18 protein-coding genes and 1 tRNA gene are annotated in these 17,579 nt (G+C 70.6%); 9 read left to right on the top strand and 10 right to left on the bottom strand.

Going from position 1 to position 17,579, the window contains the following annotated elements; translation table 11 throughout:
- Window positions 1-8 precede the first annotated feature (8 nt).
- Both CYAGR_RS06500 and CYAGR_RS06495 read right to left on the bottom strand, forming a co-directional pair.
- Complete coding sequence (locus CYAGR_RS06500) at window positions 9-1,037, bottom strand: hypothetical protein (RefSeq protein ID WP_015108998.1); 1,029 nt, start codon at window positions 1,035-1,037, stop codon at window positions 9-11.
- A gap of 26 nt (window positions 1,038-1,063) precedes the next feature.
- Window positions 1,064-2,044, bottom strand: coding sequence for a helix-turn-helix domain-containing protein (locus CYAGR_RS06495; RefSeq protein ID WP_015108997.1), 981 nt, complete (start codon window positions 2,042-2,044; stop codon window positions 1,064-1,066).
- Between the two features lie 121 nt (window positions 2,045-2,165).
- Here CYAGR_RS06495 and CYAGR_RS06490 point away from each other — a divergent pair, with 121 nt between their 5' ends.
- The 5 genes from CYAGR_RS06490 to CYAGR_RS06470 are packed head-to-tail and all read left to right on the top strand — an operon-like array spanning window position 2,166 to window position 6,359.
- Complete coding sequence (locus CYAGR_RS06490; protein WP_015108996.1) at window positions 2,166-3,671, top strand: arylsulfatase; 1,506 nt, start codon at window positions 2,166-2,168, stop codon at window positions 3,669-3,671.
- 25 nt (window positions 3,672-3,696) lie between these two features.
- On the top strand, window positions 3,697-4,659 hold the full coding sequence (locus tag CYAGR_RS06485; protein WP_015108995.1) for a formylglycine-generating enzyme family protein: 963 nt from the start codon (window positions 3,697-3,699) through the stop codon (window positions 4,657-4,659).
- A 3-nt stretch (window positions 4,660-4,662) separates the two neighbouring features.
- Complete coding sequence (locus CYAGR_RS06480) at window positions 4,663-5,082, top strand: DUF1622 domain-containing protein (protein ID WP_015108994.1); 420 nt, start codon at window positions 4,663-4,665, stop codon at window positions 5,080-5,082.
- Window positions 5,083-5,469, top strand: a complete 387-nt coding sequence (locus CYAGR_RS06475) for a YidH family protein (RefSeq protein ID WP_015108993.1) — start codon at window positions 5,083-5,085, stop codon at window positions 5,467-5,469. It begins immediately after the preceding gene.
- Window positions 5,470-5,474: 5 nt separating this feature from the next.
- Complete coding sequence (locus CYAGR_RS06470) at window positions 5,475-6,359, top strand: bile acid:sodium symporter family protein (protein ID WP_015108992.1); 885 nt, start codon at window positions 5,475-5,477, stop codon at window positions 6,357-6,359.
- Between the two features lie 18 nt (window positions 6,360-6,377).
- Here the strand turns inward: CYAGR_RS06470 and CYAGR_RS06465 are convergent, their stop codons facing one another.
- Complete coding sequence (locus tag CYAGR_RS06465) at window positions 6,378-8,108, bottom strand: mechanosensitive ion channel family protein (protein ID WP_015108991.1); 1,731 nt, start codon at window positions 8,106-8,108, stop codon at window positions 6,378-6,380.
- Window positions 8,109-8,159: 51 nt separating this feature from the next.
- On the opposite strand from CYAGR_RS06465, the gene CYAGR_RS06460 reads away from it, so the two are divergent.
- Both CYAGR_RS06460 and CYAGR_RS06455 read left to right on the top strand, forming a co-directional pair.
- Window positions 8,160-10,157, top strand: coding sequence for a ComEC/Rec2 family competence protein (locus tag CYAGR_RS06460; RefSeq protein WP_015108990.1), 1,998 nt, complete (start codon window positions 8,160-8,162; stop codon window positions 10,155-10,157).
- A gap of 37 nt (window positions 10,158-10,194) precedes the next feature.
- Window positions 10,195-10,279 (top strand) — tRNA-Ser (locus CYAGR_RS06455).
- Between the two features lie 9 nt (window positions 10,280-10,288).
- Here the strand turns inward: CYAGR_RS06455 and CYAGR_RS06450 are convergent.
- A complete protein-coding gene (locus CYAGR_RS06450; RefSeq protein WP_015108989.1) occupies window positions 10,289-10,531 on the bottom strand; it encodes a hypothetical protein in 243 nt (80 codons plus the stop codon).
- Between the two features lie 107 nt (window positions 10,532-10,638).
- Between CYAGR_RS06450 and CYAGR_RS06445 the strand changes: the two genes are divergently transcribed.
- On the top strand, window positions 10,639-11,832 hold the full coding sequence (locus CYAGR_RS06445) for a glycosyltransferase (RefSeq protein WP_015108988.1): 1,194 nt from the start codon (window positions 10,639-10,641) through the stop codon (window positions 11,830-11,832).
- Between the two features lie 65 nt (window positions 11,833-11,897).
- The gene (locus CYAGR_RS06440; protein WP_015108987.1) at window positions 11,898-12,614 is read left to right on the top strand and encodes an undecaprenyl-phosphate galactose phosphotransferase family protein; all 717 of its coding nucleotides are present in this window, start codon (window positions 11,898-11,900) and stop codon (window positions 12,612-12,614) included.
- A gap of 24 nt (window positions 12,615-12,638) precedes the next feature.
- Here CYAGR_RS06440 and cbiB read toward each other — a convergent pair whose 3' ends face one another.
- The 6 genes from cbiB to CYAGR_RS06410 all read right to left on the bottom strand — a co-directional run bounded on the left by cbiB (window position 12,639) and on the right by CYAGR_RS06410 (window position 17,550).
- The gene (gene cbiB / locus CYAGR_RS06435; RefSeq protein ID WP_015108986.1) at window positions 12,639-13,652 is read right to left on the bottom strand and encodes an adenosylcobinamide-phosphate synthase CbiB; all 1,014 of its coding nucleotides are present in this window, start codon (window positions 13,650-13,652) and stop codon (window positions 12,639-12,641) included.
- A complete protein-coding gene (locus CYAGR_RS06430; protein ID WP_015108985.1) occupies window positions 13,649-13,873 on the bottom strand; it encodes a hypothetical protein in 225 nt (74 codons plus the stop codon). Before CYAGR_RS06430 ends, cbiB begins: the two co-directional genes overlap by 4 nt.
- 10 nt (window positions 13,874-13,883) lie before the next feature.
- Window positions 13,884-14,879 carry a ketol-acid reductoisomerase gene (ilvC, locus tag CYAGR_RS06425; protein WP_015108984.1) on the bottom strand — a complete coding sequence of 332 codons (996 nt, stop codon included), beginning with the start codon at window positions 14,877-14,879 and terminating at the stop codon, window positions 13,884-13,886.
- A gap of 75 nt (window positions 14,880-14,954) precedes the next feature.
- Complete coding sequence (locus tag CYAGR_RS06420; RefSeq protein WP_015108983.1) at window positions 14,955-15,566, bottom strand: ATP-dependent Clp protease proteolytic subunit; 612 nt, start codon at window positions 15,564-15,566, stop codon at window positions 14,955-14,957.
- Between the two features lie 117 nt (window positions 15,567-15,683).
- A complete protein-coding gene (locus CYAGR_RS06415) occupies window positions 15,684-16,355 on the bottom strand; it encodes an ATP-dependent Clp protease proteolytic subunit (RefSeq protein WP_015108982.1) in 672 nt (223 codons plus the stop codon).
- Between the two features lie 31 nt (window positions 16,356-16,386).
- Window positions 16,387-17,550, bottom strand: coding sequence for a PIN/TRAM domain-containing protein (locus CYAGR_RS06410; RefSeq protein ID WP_015108981.1), 1,164 nt, complete (start codon window positions 17,548-17,550; stop codon window positions 16,387-16,389).
- Between the last annotated feature and the right edge of the window lie 29 nt (window positions 17,551-17,579).

Here is a 17,579-nt window from a genome sequence, read left to right as displayed (position 1 = left end):
TGCGAGGCTCAGGGCGCTGTCGGCGTGGGCGCGGGCACCGGTGCGTTGGCCACCGCCGTGCCCCTGGGGGCGCCACCGAAGAAGAACTTCACGCCCACTTCGATGCCGTTCATGTTCACGGAAAAGCCGTTGGCCTGCTGGTCGCCGTTGTTCCATTTCAGGCCCATATAGCGCCACGACACGTTCAGATCGGTGTTGTCGCCGATCGCATACCCCAGGCCCACCTGGGCATTGCCGCTGAGGTCCTGCTGGCCGCCCAGGCCGAAGCCGCCCACGTCGGCGCGGGCGAAGGCCCGCAGCCGTGGGGAGAGGAAGACGGTGGCCTGGGTGCCCACCAGGGGCTGCACCCAGGTCCGCTGGAAGTTGCGGGTGGGCTCCAGCAGGGTGCGTCCGAAGGGGCCGTCGAGGGTGGCGGCCAGGTTCAGGCGGCCATCGATCAGCCGTATGCCGGCGTAGGGGATCACTGAGTAGGTCCCGGGCTTGCCCAGGGCCGATTCCCGCTCGCCGAACCGGTAACGGAGGGCGACGTCGTAGATCCCCAGGGTCTGGCCCACATCGGCGGTGCTGGTGAACAGCTGCCGGGGGCCGACCAGGCGCCCCGCCGAGTCGCCCAGGCTGGTGTACCAGAGGTCGGCCTGCAGGCCCACCCGGTTCTTTTCGATGCTGCCGCGACCGGAGGCGGCGAACCGCAGCACCTCGAGGATCTGCCCCAGGTCCTGCTGCACCTCGGCCTCCTGCCCCCGGATGGTGGTGGTGGCGGTGGTGCGCAGCGGCGCGAAGCCATACAGCTCGACGGTGCCGCTCCAGGCTGGAGCGGCAGGGGCCGGCTCCCCTGGGGCCGGCTCCGCCTGGGCGGTCTCCGGCGCGGCCGCCAGCGCCGGGGCCGGTTGCGGCAGGCGCAGCTCCTGGCCGATCCAGGGGGCCTCCGGCGCGCGGCCCCGGGCCGGGTCGGCCAGGCTGGCCGACGGCCCCAGGACCGGAAGCACCAGGGCCAGGCCGGTCAGGACGTGCAGCGGGCGGGGCGTACGTGCGTTCATGGGGAGGGGAGGGGTGGTCAGGACGCTCAGGCCCGGAGGCTGGTCCGGGGATGTTCGCCGAACAGGCTGCGGTAATCGCGGGCGAAGTGACCCGCGTTCATGAATCCCCACGCAGCGGCCAGCTCGGCGATCGTGGTGGCCCGGGGATCGGCCGCCAGCAGGGCCTGCCGCACGCCGTGCAGGCGACGGATCTTCAGGTAGGCCATCGGGCCCATCCCCAGGTGCTCCCGGAACCCCTGCAGCAGGCTGCGCCGACCGGCCGCGATCTGGCGGCAGAGCCCATCGAGGTTGATCGGGTCGTGGGGATGCTCCGCCATCCAGGTCTGGGCGGCCTTCACCAGCTCGATCCGGGCCGGCGGCCGGGCCAGCCGCTCCCCGTGGCCGCTGCAGTGCACCAGGGCCTCCACCAGCAGGGGCACCAGATCCCCGCCCAGCCGCCGGCGGATCGCCGGATCCGCCATCAGGGCCGGCGACCGCTCGGCAAGGCGGAAGATCCGGCCCAGGCAGGACCTCACCCCCTGGAACCGCAACGGATCGATCGTCTCCCAGTTGACACCCTCCAGTTGCTCCTCCAGCCCCGGTCCGCCCAGCTCTCGGGCCCACTGCAGGAACCGGTCCCGCTCCAGGCTGAGCACCGCCAGGCTGCAGCGCTCGGGGGTGGTGAGGTGGATCTCCCCGTCAGCGGCCAGGCCGAAGAACGCCGTGGCCGGCAGCTCCAGACCGTGGGAGCGGATCACGGGCCGGCTCGGGGCCTCCTCCAGGTCGAGGGCGATCAGCTGGCGGCCGGCGGGTTTGGCCCCGCCGCCGTGCAGGGGCCGATCGAAGCGCAGCCGCAGGACCTGGAGCGCACCCAGGTCGAGCGCCAGCAGCTCGCTGCTCAGACAGCCACCGGCGAGCTGGGTGAGCTGCACGGGCAGCAGGGGGCTGAGCACCCCCTCCAGGCGGGCGATGTCCTGGATGGAACGGGAGAGGGGAGCAGCGGAAGCGCACTTTCTGAGTGTTCGCATCGTTCCGCTCTGTGCATCCTTTGGGGGCGTGTCCTCCGGATCCGTGGCGACCGTCACGTGACAAAGGGGCCCCTGAACCCTCTTCTTAACCCACTCCCTCACCCGCCGGGTGTTCCCCGCCATGCCCAACGGCCAGCCCAACATCCTCATTCTCTGGGGCGATGACATCGGCCAGAGCAACCTCAGCTGCTACAGCGACGGCCTGATGGGGTACCAGACCCCCAACATCGACCGGGTCGCCAGGGAGGGCGGCCGCTTCATCCACTACTACGCCGAGCAGAGCTGCACCGCCGGCCGGGCGGCCTTCATCTCGGGCCAGAGCGTGTTCCGCACCGGCCTCAGCAAGGTGGGCCTGCCCGGCGCCGAGCTCGGTTACCGCGCCGAGGATCCCACCATCGCCGAACTGCTGCAGCCGCTGGGCTACCGCACCGGTCAGTTCGGCAAGAACCACTTCGGCGACCGCGACGAGCATCTGCCGACGATGCACGGCTTCGATGAGTTCTTCGGCAACCTCTATCACCTCAATGCCGAGGAGGAGCCCGAGCTGCCCGACTATCCCAAGCCGGAAGACTTCCCCGATTTCCAGAAGAACTTCGGCCCCCGCGGCGTGCTGCACTGCTGGGCCAACGGCGATGGCACCCAGCGCATCGAGAACACCGGTCCGCTGACCAAGAAGCGGATGCAGAACTGCGATGAGGAGTTCCTGGCCGAGGCCAAGCGCTTCATCCGTGATGCCGTGGCCTCCGGTCAGCCCTTCTTCGTGTGGTTCAACACCACCCACATGCACTTCCGCACCCATGCCCGTCCCGAGGACATCGGCCAGGCGGGGCGCTGGCAGTCGGAGTACCACGACGTGATGATCTATCACGACAACTGCATCGGCGAAATGCTCGACCTGCTCGATGAGCTGGGCATCGCCGATGACACGATCGTGATGTACAGCACCGACAACGGGCCGCACATGAACAGCTGGCCCGACGCCGGCATGACGCCGTTCCGCAACGAGAAGAACTCCAACTGGGAAGGGGCCTACCGGGTGCCGGCCCTGGTGCGCTGGCCCGGCAGAATCGCGCCCGGAACGCTGTACACCGGCATCGTCAGCCATCTCGACTGGCTGCCCACCCTGCTGGCCGCCGCCGGAGAGCCGGCGATCAAGGAGAAGCTGCTGGAAGGTCACACGGTGGGCTCCAAGACCTTCAGGATTCACCTGGATGGCTACAACATGCTCGACTACTGGACCGGCCAGAGCGACAAGAGCCCCCGGGTGGAGTTCTTCTACTTCTCCGACGACGGCGATCTCACCGGCCTGCGCTACGACAACTGGAAGTTTGTGTTCATGGAGCAGCGCGCCACCGGTACGCTGCAGGTGTGGGCCGAGCCCTTCACGTCGCTGCGGGTGCCGAAGATCTTCAATCTGCTCACCGATCCCTACGAGCGGGCCGACATCACCTCCAACACCTACTGGGACTGGATGCTCGACCACGCCTTCGCCCTGGTGCCGGCCCAGGTGATCGCGGGCCGGTTCCTGGCCACGTTCCAGGACTTTCCGCCCCGCCAGAAGGCGGCCAGCTTCTCCCTTGAGGATGTGATCGCCAAGATGACCGCCGCCGCCAGCGGCGGCCACTGAGGGGCTCGCCGCTGTCGCCCCCGCCATGACCCCGGAGCGCCCCCCCTCCCCGACGCGATCCGCCCCGGCCCCCCGGCCGGGGCGCCCCCCGGCGCGGGACATGGTCTGGATTCCCCCGGGCAGCTTCGAGATGGGCTCGGACCACCACTACCCGGAGGAGGCCCCGGCCCACCGGGTGGCGTTGGGAGGCTTCTGGATCGACCGCACTCCAGTCACCAACGCCCAGTTCCAGAAGTTCGTCAAGGCCACGGGGCACATCACCCTGGCGGAGAGGCCGGCGGATCCGGCCGACTATCCGGGGGCCCTGCCGGAGCTGCTGGCACCGGCTTCGATCGTGTTCGTGCCGCCGCCGGGGCCGATCGGCACCGGCGATCCCTACCGCTGGTGGCAGTACCGGCCGGGGGCCTGCTGGCGCCACCCCGAAGGGCCCGGGAGCTCGATCAGGATGCGGGAGAACCATCCCGTGGTGCACGTGGCCCATGGGGACGCGGCGGCCTACGCCGCCTGGGCCGGCAAGCAGCTGCCCAGCGAGGCCGAGTGGGAACGGGCCGCCCGCGGCGGCCGCCAGGGGGATGAGTTCGCCTGGGGGGACGAGCTCCACCCCGGCGGCCGGCCCATGGCCAACACCTTCCAGGGGGATTTCCCGCACCACAACAGCCTCCTCGACGGCTGGGAGCGCACCTCGCCGGTGGGGGCCTTCCCGCCGAACGGCTACGGCCTGCTCGACATGATCGGCAACGTCTGGGAGTGGACCGACGACTGGTATGGCGGCCATGGGGCCACGGTCGCCAACCCTGAAGGGTGTTGCCGGCAGGCCAGCATCGATCCGGGCTCCCAGCACGGTCACCAGCCGCGCAAGGTGGTGAAGGGTGGCTCCTTTCTGTGCGCCCCCAGCTACTGCCGCCGCTACCGGCCTGCGGCGCGCATGGCCCAGGGCGTCGACACCTCCACCTGCCACATGGGCTTCCGCTGCATCGTGAGGAGCTGATCCATGCCGACCCTTCCTCTGGTGGAGTGGCTCGATCGGTTCGCCGTCGGCCTGCGCTTCCTGCTCGAGGGCGTCTCGCTGGTGTGCGTGGCCCTGGGGTTCGCGGCCACCCTGCGCCTGGCCGTGCGTCAGCGGCTGGGCCCCGGCCGAGGCCGCGACGCCCTCAGCCAGCGCTTCAACAGCCTCCGGCTTACCTTCGGCAGCTGGCTGTCGATGGCCCTGGAGTTCCAGCTGGCCGGCGATATCGTCGCAACCACCACCGCCCCCTCCAACCAGAACCTGATCCAGCTGGGTGTCATCGCCGTGATCCGCACCTTCCTCAACGTCTTCCTGGGCCGGGAAGTGGAGCTGGAGATGAAGTTCGAGGAGTCCCAGCGCCAGCAGCGTGAGCAGCGTTCCACCACCGAATCCCTTTCGCCCTAGATGGCCAACCTCAACAACGAACTGGCCAAGGAGCGCAACCGGGCGGCCGCTGAGCGCACGTTGATGGCCTGGATCCGCACCTGTCTCTCTCTGATCAGCTTCGGCTTCGGGCTCGACAAGATCATCGGTGCCATCAACAGCAGCCGCTTTGATCGCAGCGCCCATGCCGGCCTGAGCGTCCGGCTGGTGTCGATCGGTTTCGTGCTCGTCGGCATCCTGGCGATGGCCGCGGCGACCCGCCAGCACCTGCGCACGCTCAAGCTGATCCGGCGCGACGATTTTCTCTATGCCGATCAGCGTTCGATCAGCACCATCACGGCGATGGCCCTCACCCTCATCGGTGTCTTCGCCTTTGTGCTGCTGGTGATGGGTTCCCCTCTCGGTTGATCACCATGCGCGAAGCCGCCGGCGTTCTGGCCACAACCACGATCGTCACCCTGATGTTCAGCCTGGGCCTGGGGCTGAAGCCGTACCCGTTCCTGCTGCTCCGGGATCGCCCCGCCTTCCTCTGGCGTGTGCTGCTCGGCACCTGCCTCCTGGTGCCCCTGGCGGGGCTGGTACTGGTGCTGCTTCCCCTGCATGGCCTTGTGAGCCGGCCGGCCTGGGTGGCCATGGGCCTGATGCTGGCCTGCCCCAGCGCCCCCCTGATCCTGTTCCGGGTACGCAGCAGTGGCGGCACGGCCGAGCTCGCCGCCCGGCTTCAGATCGGCGCAGCGCTGCTGGCGATCGTCACGGTTCCGCTAATGGAGGTGATCTTCCGCGCCGCCGCCGGCCTGCGGGGCTGGGAGGTGGCCGGCTGGGGGATCAGTCCGGGCCAGGTGGCGGGCCAGGTGCTGAAGGTGCAGGTGCTGCCGGTGGTCGCCGGGGTGCTGCTGGGACAGTGGCGGCCTGGGCTGGCAAGCCGCTGCAGCCGGGCCCTCGGGGCCCTGGCCACCGTGCTGCTGATCGTGATGCTGGTGGCCCTGCTGCTGCTCAGTGGCCGGCAGTTGCTGCCCTTCCTGCAGCAGAACCTGGTGGGTCTGGCCGGGATGGCTGTTCTCAGCGTGCTCAGCCTGGCGATCGGCTACGGCCTGGCCGGATCGGACCCCCTGGAACGCCGCACCGTGGCCCTGGTGACGGGCATGCGCAACACCGGACTGGCGGTCCAGCTCGCTCTCTCCTACGGCAAGGGGCTGGCGGGCCTGATCCCCGGCCTGCTCGCCTATGTGCTGATCACCGTGATCGTGACCACCCTGTTCCTGCGCTGGCAGCAGCGCCAGCTGGCCCCCTCCGGCTGACCGTTCCGGCCGGATCGGTCAGCCGTTCTTCGGCACGGTGCTTCTGTTGCCGTTGCGGATGGCGTGATAGCCGGGCGAGAGGATCTCCACATCGGCGGCGGCAAACTGATCCTGGAGCGCCGCCAGCACATCCGAGAGGGTCTGACGGTAGGTGCCCGGCTCGCGCACGAAGGCATTGAGCTCGTAGCTGATGTGGAAGTCGTTGAGGGAGGTCTGGAGCACGAACGGATCGATCTCGTCGGTGATTCCCGGCACGCTCCGCGCCGCCGCCAGCATCAGCTCCTGCACCCGGCGCCAGGGAACGTCGTAGCCGATGGTGATCGTGGTGGCGATCGCCACCGGCTGGCTGATCTCCCGGCGGGAAAAGCTGTAGTTGACCACCGAGGCGCCGATCACGCTGGCATTGGGAATGCTCACCAGTTCGTTGCGTGGTGTCTGCAGGCGCGTCACCAGCAGGGCCCGGTCCTGGACCACCCCCACCACCCCGTTGATCTCCACCCGGTCGCCCACCCGGAAGGCCCGGGTGTAGATGAGCATCAGTCCGCTGATGATGTTGCTGGCGATGGCGCTGGAGCCCAGTGCCGCGAGGGCGCCGATGAACAGACCGGCCCCCTGGAACACCTTGCTGCCGGAACCGGGGATGTAGGGGAAGGCCGCCGCCAGCCCGGCCATGCAGAGCAGGATCGCCACCAGCCGGGCCGTCGGCAGGGCCCATTCCTGGTAGAAGCCCGGCAGGCGGATCCGGCCGTGGTCGATGGCCCGGAACCAGGACTGGCTGGCACGGATCGCCAGCACGGTGATGACCAGGATCACCCCGATCGAGAAGAGATTGGGGATCGCCTGCACGAGGCCTCCCAGGAAGCCCATCACCACCGTCTTGAGCTGTCCCCGCAGACCTTCGGCGATGCCTTCGGTGGGTGGGAAGAAGCCCAGCAGCAGCGGGATCAGCAGGTAGCTGATCACCAGCACCAGTGACCAGTGCACCACCTGGCGCAGCCACTGCATGGTCCGTCGCACATGGTCCAACTCGACGAACCCGCCCAGACCCAGGCGACCCAGCTCCTGCATCACGAAGCGCGGGCGTTCGGCGAAGTGCCGCTGGACCCGCCTGTTGAGCTCCCCCTGCACCCGCAGCCACAGGATGTAGACCCCCAGCACCAGCGCCGCCAGGACCGTTCCCCTCAGCCAGGACGCCAGGGTGTGGCTGCCCCGGTAGCTGGTGATCGCCCGCCGCATGCCGTCCCGATAGCGCACCGCCAGCTGTTGCCGCGTCATCCCGAAGCAGGCCGCCGCGCGATCGCCCACGGCCAGTTCGGGCGAGAAACGACCGTCCTGCTCCCTGACGCCCACCAGGGAGAAGGGGGGCTCGTCCTGCACTACGAGCTGGCCCGGCTGGATGGTGTGATCCTGGGCCAGTTCCAGCAGGCGGGCATTGGCGCGGCGCACGTAGTCGTCGAGCTTCTGGGCGGCGGGGGCCCGACGAATCTCTAGGTAGCGGCGGCCATCGAGGCCGATGAAGAGGGGCGTGGTCGCACAGCCCGGCGCGGCCGCCGTGGCGCCTTCCTCGCCGGCCCAGGCTGGCCTGGACGGATCGAGGGCCAGCCCCAGCCCTGTCCCAAGACCAAGGCAGAGCAGGAGCGCCAGCAGGGCGATCCTCTGCCCGTGGGGCCATGGTCGCCACTGGATCCCGCGCCGCTGCATCACCGATCCCCTGAATCCGCCGAGGGGATTGTCCCGCGGCATGGCCATGGGTGTTGACGGCGCCGGGGGGCCCACGGCCGCCGGCGGGAACCCTGGAGCATGCTCCGCTCCCCCCTGCTGCCGCTGTTGCTGCTGCTCGTGGTGCTGGTCCAGGCCCAGCTGCGGCCGCTCCAGCCCGGACCGGCCGATCCGCTGCGGCTGCTCGCCGGTGGCGATGGGCCGCAGCCGGTGATCCTGCACGGGCGTCTGCTGGCCGACCCGGTGGCGGCGGGGCCGGCGGCAGCGACGGCGGGCCCGGGTCCCTGCCGGGTGCTGCTGCAGACGGCGGGGGGGCGCAGCGAGCTGGGCTTCACGGCCTGTCCGGCCCTGCGGGAGGGCTGGGGGGTGCGGGTGAGCGGGCTGCTGCGGCGTCCTCGGCCGGCCCCCCACCCGCTGCTGGCGGGGCCGGCGGAGCGTCTGGCCCGCCAGGGCGCCTGGACCCGCCTGGCGGTGGAGCGGCTGGAGGTGCTCCGCCGGCCCGCCACCCCGATCGCCGATCTGCGCCGCTGCATCGCCGAGCGCTTCGTGGCCGCGGCGGGTCCGGAGCGGGGCGGCCTGCTGGCGGCCCTGGTGCTGGGCAGCGCCGTGGTGCCCCTGCCCGCCGAGCTGCGCGCCGACTTCCGCGCCGCCGGCCTGTCCCATGCGCTGGCCGCCTCGGGCTTCCACCTCACGGTTCTGCTCGGGGCGGTGCTGGCCATCGGCCGGGGGCTCGGCCGCTGGGCGCGGCTGGCCCTGGGCGCCGGGGCGATGGTGGTGTTCCTGCTGCTGGCGGGGCCCCAGCCCTCGGTGATCCGGGCGGTCCTGATGGGGGCCATCGCCCTGGTGCTGCTGGAGAGCGGTCGCCGCGGCCGGCCCCTGGGGATCCTCGGCCTCAGCCTGGCGGGGATGCTGCTGCTGCGGCCGGCCTGGCTGCACGACGTGGGCTTCCAGCTGAGCGCCGCCGCCACCGCCGGCCTGGTGCTGACGGCGCGGCCCCTGGAGCAGGCCCTGGCCGGGACGCCACCCGGTGGCCCCGCCGGCGGCTCCCCCGGGGCGGCGGGCTGGTGGCGGCGCTGGCTGGCCCCGGCCCTGGCGGTGCCGGTGGCGGCCAGCCTCTGGACCCTGCCCCTGCAGCTGCTCCACTTCGGGGTGGTGCCCCTCTACGCCGTGCCGGCCAACCTGCTGGCGGCCCCGCTGCTCACGCCCCTCACCCTCGGAGCGATGGCCCTGGCGGCCGTGGCCGTGCTGGTGCCGCCCCTGCTGGCGCCGGTGCTGGTGCCCCTGGGCTGGCTGGCCCAGCTGCTGCTCCTGCTCGCCCATGGGGTCGCCGGCTTGCCCCTGGCCCAGTGGCAGAGCGGCCGGCCCCTGCCGCTGCTGGTGCTCCTGTTCACGCTGGCCCTGCTGGGCCTGGTGCTGCCGGGGACGGGCCGGCGGCAACGGCTCCTGGCGGCGGGCCTGGGCCTCGGGGTGCTGGTGGTCCACCTGGTGCTGCTGGGCGGCGACCAGCTGCTGCTACTCCACCAGGGGGAGGGTGGTCCCCCCCGTGATCTGCTGCTGGCCCGCCACCGGGGCCGCGCCGCCCTGGTCAGCACCCGCGCCGACGGGTTCAGCTGCCGCCAGGCCGGCCAGCTGGCCCAGGCCCTGGGGGTGGCCCACTTCGACTGGACCCTGCTGCTGGATCCGGTGGCCGGGGATGATCCGGCCTGCTGGAGCCGCCAGGCCGGGCGGGTGCTCGCCTATGGCGGTGGCGCGGCCCCTTTGGCCGCCGGCCAGCGGCTGGCGAGCCGGGGGCTGGCGGTGGAGGCCCTGGCTATGGACAGCCACGCCCTGCGCCTGCAGCTGGGGCGCCATCGCTGGCTGCTGCTGCCCGACCGCCAGGCGCTGACCACGTGGCGGCTGGACCGTCCGGCCGCCGGCGAGGGGGTGTGGCTGGGGGTCCGGCCCCGGCCCGCCGAGCAGCGGGCCCTGCGGGAGCACGGCCCGCCGCAGGTGTGGCTCAGCGGTCCCGTGCCGGCCGGCGCCCCCCTGCCGCGGGGCTGGCGGGCCAGTGGGGCCAGCGGTGCGCTGACCGCTCCGTAAAGTGAGCGCGTACCTGCTGCCATGGCATCAGGGATCTGGAGAGGTGGCTGAGTGGTCGAAAGCGAACGACTCGAAATCGTTTGAAGGGCAACCTTCCGTGGGTTCGAATCCCACCCTCTCCGTTGGGTCCGTCAGGAATGGAACAGCAGCACCAGGCCGGATTTCACCTGGTGAAACTCCCGTTCCTCGCGACTCAGATCCAGTCCCACCTGCAGACCCTCTTTGAGCGCCACATCGAAGGGCGGTGCCGGCGGCGGCTTGCCGTCACACCAGAGGGCCGCAATCCCCACGGAGGTGGCATGCCAGCGGAAGCAGGGTGTTGTGCCGATGGAAGGCTCCTGCAGGGCGTCTTCGAGAAGCTCGCGGATCGCCATCGTGTCCCGGCTCTCGCCATCCCAGTCGTCGCCTTAGCTTCGGCAGAGACCCCCGCCAGGGCAATCGGCTGAGAGTTTTCGTGATACTGGCGCCTACGGTGCCTGCCATGGAGGCCTTCCCCAGCCCAGTCGCCCTGGTGCACGAGTGGTTCACCCCCCGTTCGGTGGGTGGGTCCGAGCAGGTGGTGGAGGAGCTCGACCGGCTCCTGGCCAGCCGGGGTACCCCCCCGGTCCTGTTCGCCCTGGTGGATGGCGAGAGTTCCCGCCCCGGCAGCTGGTTGGCCGGCCGCCGCATCCGCACCAGCTTCATTCAGCGCCTGCCCAGGGGGGTGAGCCACGTCCAGCAGTATCTGCCGCTCCTGCCCCTGGCGATCGAGCAGCTCGACCTTTCCGGCCACCCCCTGGTGATCAGCAGCAGCCATCTGGTGGCCAAGGGGGTGCTCACCGGTCCGGACCAGCTGCACGTCAGTTATGTGCACACCCCGGCCCGCTACGCCTGGGATCAGATGCACACCTACCTGGCCCGCTCGGCCCTGGCCCGCGGGCCCCTGGGTCCCCTGGTGCGGCTGCAGCTGCACCAGCTGCGCCAGTGGGACGTGGTCAGCAGCGCCCGGGTGGATGCGCTGGTGGCCAACTCCCGCTTCACCGCCCGCCGCATCCGCTGCTTCTGGCGCCGGCGCGCCCACGTGCTGCCGCCCCCCGTGGCGGTGGAGCGCTTCCGCTGGGACCAGCCCCGGGACGAGGTCTACGTCAGCCTCTGCCGGCTGGTGCCCAACAAGCGGGTGGATGTGGTGGTGGAGGCCTTCAGGCGCACCGGTCTGCCCCTGGTGGTGCTGGGTGACGGTCCCGAGCGGCGCCGGCTCGAGGCGATGGCGGGCCCGGCCACCCGCTTCCTCGGTCGCCTGCCGGACCAGGAGACCGCCGCCTGGCTGGAGCGGGCGCGGGCCTACGTCTATGCCGGCCTGGAGGATTTCGGCATCGCGCCGGTGGAGGCGATGGCGGCCGGTGCCCCGGTGATCGCCTTCGGCCAGGGCGGGGTGCTCGACAGCGTGTGCTGCCTCAGCGACGGGAACGCCTCCCCCACCGGTCTGCTGTTTCCGGAGCAGAACGCCGCCAGCCTGGCGGCGGCCCTGGAGCACTTCGAGGCGGGCCGGCTGTGGCGATCCCTGCCGGCGGAAGGGCAGCGGCGCCGGGCGGAGGTTTTCGCCCCGGCGGTCTTCCGGCGCCGTATGGAAACGCTGCTCGACCAGCTGTGGCAGCAGCACCTTCGCCGCCTTCGCCGTCCTGTGCCTCTGATCTGAGTGGCCCTGCGGCATGGAGTTCTGCACGGGCTGATCCTTAACTTCTTCTAACGAACTCGTCCCCCATGCTCTCTTCCATCGGGACCCCCTACGCCTCTGGTCAGCTTGTGACGGCTCCGGCGCAGGTGCTCACCGCGGAAGAGCTGATCGCCTTTCAGTCGAAGCGCGATCGCATCGTCAAGCGTTCCGGTGACATCCTCTTCTCGCTCACCGTTCTCACCCTCGGCTCGCCTGTGCTGCTGGCCCTGGCCCTGCTGGTGAAGGTCACCTCCCGCGGGCCGGTGTTCTACGTGCAGCAACGGGTGGGCCGCGATTACCGCAGTTTCGGTTGCATCAAGTTCCGCACCATGCGGCGGGATGCCGATCGCCTGCTCTCCAAGCTGCTGGCCGAATCCCCGGATCTGGATGAGGAGTTTCGCAACGATTTCAAGCTCAAGAACGACCCTCGCATCACCCGTCTGGGCAAGTTCCTGCGCCGTTCCAGCCTCGATGAACTCCCTCAGTTCCTCAATGTGCTCCGCGGTGAGATGAGCGTGGTGGGCCCCCGTCCGATCGTGAACAGCGAGCTCGAGCGCTACGGCAGCCGCATGGACGAAGTGCTGTCGGTGCGTCCCGGCCTGACGGGACTGTGGCAGGTGTCCGGCCGCAACAACCTCAGCTACCCCGAGCGGGTCCGGCTGGATGTGCGCTACGCCCGCCGCCGCACCCTGCTGATGGATCTGCGCATCATCCTGCGCACGATCGGCGTCATGCTCGACCCCCGCGACCGCGGCGCCTACTGAACGCCGGAGGTCCGCCCCTTCGCCTCAGCGGGGGGGGCATCCGGCCTCGATCAGGGCCAGGGCCGGCAGGGCCACCAGCAGCCAGAGCCCTTCCAGTCGATCGCCCAGGGCCAGGATCCGCTCCACCCCGGTCCGGTCAGGGGGGCGGCCCGTTGCGGCCAGGGTGGGCTTGATGCGCACCCCATCGGCGTAGGCGTTGGCCCCGCCAAGGCGCACCCCGGCGGCATGGGCGAAGGCCGCCTCCGAGACGCCGGCATTGGGGGAGGGGTCGGGGGCCCCGTCCCGCAGGGCCGCCCGCAGCCAGCGGAGCGTCTGCCCGGGCCGGCCCGCCGCCAGGGGCAGGCTGAGGGCCACCAGCCGGGTGGGCATCCAGGTGAGCAGGTCGTCGAGGCGGGCACCGGCGGTGCCCAGCCAGCGCAGCCGCCCATGGCGGTAGCCCAGCATCGAATCGAGGGTGCTGGCGGCCTTGAAGCCCCAGGCCAGGGCCAGGGGGCCCGGCAGCGGTAACGCAGGCGGGGCCGGCCCCAGCGGTAGCAGCGCCGCCCCGACCAGCATCCAGAACAGCGGGGCGAACAGGCCGTCGACGGCGTTTTCGGCGGCGGTTTCGGCGGCGGCCCGCAGGATCTCCGTCTCCGGCAGATGGCTCACCTGGCGGCCCACGATCCGCGCGAGCCGGGCCCGGGCCAGGGGCAGGTCGGGCAGCGCCACCAGCACAGCCCGCACCGCCCGCCCCAGGCTGCCGCCCGCCAGGGCACTGGCGAGGCCCAGCACCAGCAGGGGCACCCCCACCGCAGGGATCCGCCGGGCGAGGTCCTCGAGGCCCCAGCCCGCCAGGCCGCTGGCGCCGACCACCAGCAGGGTGACCAGCAGGCCCCCCAGCCGCAGGCGTCGGGGAGCGTCACCGGCCCAGGCCTCCACCGCCCGGCGCAGGCCGGCGATGGCGGCTCCCATCACCTGGACGGGGTGCGGCGACCAGAGCGGGTCCCCCAGCAGCCGGTCGAGCCCGCAGGCGAGCAGCACAAGCAGGGCGATGCTCAAGGCCGGCGGCGCTGCAGCAGGGGCAGCAGGACACCCGCCCCCAGGAAGGCCGCCAGCTGGATCGGCAGGCTGCCGCCCAGGCCGATCAGCTGGGCGATCAGGCCCATCCCCAGACTGCCGGCCAGGCGGGCATCGGCCGCGGCGGTCAGCAGCAGGCCGAAATCGAAGCAGCTGCCCGCTGCCTGCTGGCGGACCCACAGGGGCAGCAGGCGCTGGCGCATCGGCAGGGGATCAGGCCGCCTTGAGCCAGCTGAACATGGAGCGCAGACCCTTGCCCACCTGCTCGATCGGATGGGCGGCATCGCGCTCGCGGGCCTTGGCCATCTCGGGCTTGCCCGCCTCGCACTCGGCCACGAAGTTGCGGGCGAAGGTGCCGTCCTGGATGTCGGCCAGGATCCGCCGCATCTCCGCCTTGGTGTCGGCGGTGATCAGCCGGGGGCCGCTGACGTAGTCGCCGTACTCGGCGGTGTTGGAGATCGAGTCGCGCATGGCGGTGAGGCCGCCCTTGACCATCAGGTCGACGATCAGCTTCACCTCGTGCAGGCATTCGAAGTAGGCCAGCTCGGGCTGGTAGCCCGCCTCCACCAAGGTCTCGAAACCGGCCTTCACCAGCTCGCTCAGACCGCCGCAGAGGACCGCCTGCTCACCGAACAGGTCGGTTTCGGTCTCCTCCTTGAAGTTGGTCTCCAGGATGCCGGCGCGGGTGCCGCCGATGCCCTTGGCGTAGGCCATCGCCAGGGCGCGGGCGTTGCCGGAGGCGTCCTGCTGGATGGCGAACAGGGCGGGCACGCCCTGGCCGTTCTGGAACTCCCAGCGCACGGTGTGGCCGGGCCCCTTGGGGGCGATCATCACCACGTCCACATCGGCGGGGGGCTGGATCAGCCCGAAGCGGATGTTGAAGCCGTGGGCGAAGCTCAGCACCTTGCCGGCGCTGAGGTGGGGCGCGATCTCCGCTTCGTAGACGGCCTTCTGGGCCTCATCGGGCAGCAGCACCATGATCCAGTCGGCCTTGGCGCAGGCGTCGGCGACGCTCAGCACCTCGAGGCCGTCGGCCCGTGCCTTGGCGGCCGAGCGGCTGCCGTCGTAGAGGCCCACCACCACGTTGACACCGCTGTCCTTGAGGTTCAGGGCGTGGGCATGGCCCTGGGAGCCGTAGCCGATGATGGCCACCGTCTTGCCGGTCAGCAGGCTGAGGTCGGCGTCGGAGTCGTAGAAGAGCTGGGCCATTCCGGGCGGCGGGCAGGGCAAACGCAGACTTTAGGTGTGCGTCCGCGCGGGCCTCTGGCGCCCACGGCCGGCGACTCAGCCGCCGGAGGCCTCCGAGGGGTGGGCGATGACCCGGTCGATCAGGCCGTACTCCTTGGCTTCGGCGGCGCTGAGGAAGTAGTCGCGGTCGGTGTCCTTGGTGACTTTCTCCAGCGGCTGGCCGCACATTCCGGCCAGCGACTGGTTGAGCATGTCCTTGATCCGCAGGATCTCCCGCGCCTCGATCTCGATGTCGCTGGCCTGGCGCTGGCTGGTGCCACCCAGGGGCTGGTGGATCATGATCCGGCTGTGGGGCAGGGCCAGCCGCTTGCCCTTGGTGCCTGCCGCCAGCAGGAAGGCCCCCATGGAGGCCGCCAGCCCGACGCAGATGGTCACCACGTCGGATTTGACGTATTGCATGGTGTCGTAAATCGCCAGACCGGCGGTCACCGAGCCGCCCGGCGAGTTGATGTACAGGTAGATCGGCTTGGAGCTGTCATCGGAGTCGAGATACAGCATCTGGGCCACCAGGCTGTTGGCGATCCCGTCGGTCACTTCCTGGCCCAGGAACAGGATCCGCTCCACCCCGAGACGGGTGTAGATGTCGACCCAGCGCTCGTACTGGCTGCCGGGGAGGCGGTAGGGAACGCTGGGGGTGCCGATGGGCATGGCGGGAAGGCTCCCGTTCGGAGCCGGAGAGAGGAGGAGGTGGAGAGGGGTGGCCGGTGGCCGGGTGTCGGTGAGGGTCGGGCGGGGCCCTTCGGGGGGCTCAGCCCAGCTGGTGCGTCACGCCACTGGGGCGGCCGTCGGCAGATCCTTGCGGCTGGTCAGGACCCGGTCGATCAGGCCGTAGGCCATGGCCTCTTCGGCGGTGAGGTAGGTCATGCGGTCGGAGTCGCGGGAGAGCTCGTCGATGCTCTTGCCGGTGTTCTCCGAGAGGATTTCCAGCATGCTGTGCTTGTTGTGCAGCACTTCCTTCGCCCGGATCTGGATGTCGCTGGCCTGGCCGCGGGCACCGGAGCGGGGCTGGTGCAGCACGATCGAGGCGTGGGGCAGGGCGGCCCGCTGGCCCTTGGTGCCGGCCGAGAGGATCATGGCGGCGGTGCCCATGGCCTGGCCGATGCAGATGGTGTGCACCGGCGGCTTGACGTAGCGGAGGGTGTCGCAGATGGCGAAGGCTTCGGTCTCGAAGCCGATCGCATCGCCCGAGTACCAGCTGGTGCCGGTGGAGTTGATGTAGAAGAAGATCGGCTTCTCGGGGTTGTCGAACTCCAGGTAGAGCAGCTGGGCAATGACCAGCTCGGTGACGTCGATGCCCATCTGGCGCTTGGCGTCGTCGTCGGAGAAGAGGGGCAGCCCCAGATAGACGATCCGCTCCTTGAGCAGCAGGGACGGCAGATCCGGCGGCGGTGTGCGCATCACCGCGGAATCGCCGTAATAGGGGGCCGACACCGTCATCCGCGCTCACCAGCAGTCGTGAGGCAGGAGCCTAGCCGGGGCCAGGAGGCTGGTGCTCCTGCAGGGCGACGGGTTTCCCGCCCTGCTTGTCGGGAGCCCGGCCGTTGCCCCGTTCACCGGGCCGTTCGGGGCTGCGGTCGCAGCGCGCGAAGACCATGCGGCCGGTGGGGGTCTGCAGGGCGCCGGTGACGGTGACGGGCAGCCGTTCGCCGATGCGGCGCCGAGCATCCTCGACCACCACCATGGTGCCGTCCTCCAGGTAGCCAACGCCCTGGTCGGCCTCCTTGCCTTCGCGCACGATCTTGAGCTGCAGGCCATCGCCCGGCTGCACCTCGGGCCGCAGGGCGATGACCAGTTCGCTGAGGTTCAGCACGCGCAGCTCCTGCACCTGGGCCACCTGGGCCAGGTTGAAGTCGGCGGTGAGCAGGGTGCCGCCGGTGTCGGCGGTGAGCTTGAGCAGTTTGTCGTCGGCGCCGTTGCCGCTGTAGCGGGTGCTGTTGACCACCAGCCGGCGGCCGTAGTTCTCCCGCAGTTCGGTGAGCAGCTTCAGCCCCCGCCGCCCCTTGGCCCGCTTCTCGCCGTTGGAGGAGTCGGCCAGGGCCTGGAGTTCATCGATCACGGCCTGGGCGACGATCACCTGGCCCTCCAGGAGCCCGGAGGCCAGCAGGCCCCGGATGCGCCCGTCGATGATCACGCTGGTGTCGAGGATCTTGGCGCTGGCGGGCAGGAGGACACCGTCGGCCACCAGAAGGGCCTCGGTGCTGGCCGGGTTGAACAGGCGCAGCAGGGTGCGGCCGTGCACCTCCGCCAGGTTGTAGCCCAGCACCCCGAAGAAGACGTTGCTGAGCACCGCCGCCAGCGGCTTCACCAGCACCACCTCCCAGGGCAGGGGCAGCAGCAGGATCGGCGCCAGCAGCAGGTTGGCCACCAGCAGGCCCAGGATCAGGCCCACCGCCCGGCTGATCAGCAGGTCGGTGGGCATGCTGCGCACCTGGGCCATCAGGCGCCGCCGCAGCTGCTGGAAGAAGATGCCGGCGATCAGGCCGAAGAAGGCGCCGAAGCCCCCCATCACCGAACGCAGACCCTCCTGGTTGGTCACCTCCAGCAGCAGTTGTTCCGGCAGCAGGTCAACCCCGAGCCAGCCGGTGGCTGCCCCTGAGATCAGGAACAGCAGCAAGATGAGGGTGTCCACCATGCTTCGAAGTCCCGACGCCTCGGCCGCCC

The organism is Cyanobium gracile PCC 6307 (assembly GCF_000316515.1).
GTDB classification, from domain to species: domain Bacteria; phylum Cyanobacteriota; class Cyanobacteriia; order PCC-6307; family Cyanobiaceae; genus Cyanobium; species Cyanobium gracile.
Note: the sequence above shows the minus strand (reverse complement) of the source record. Positions and strands in the feature narration are given on the sequence as shown.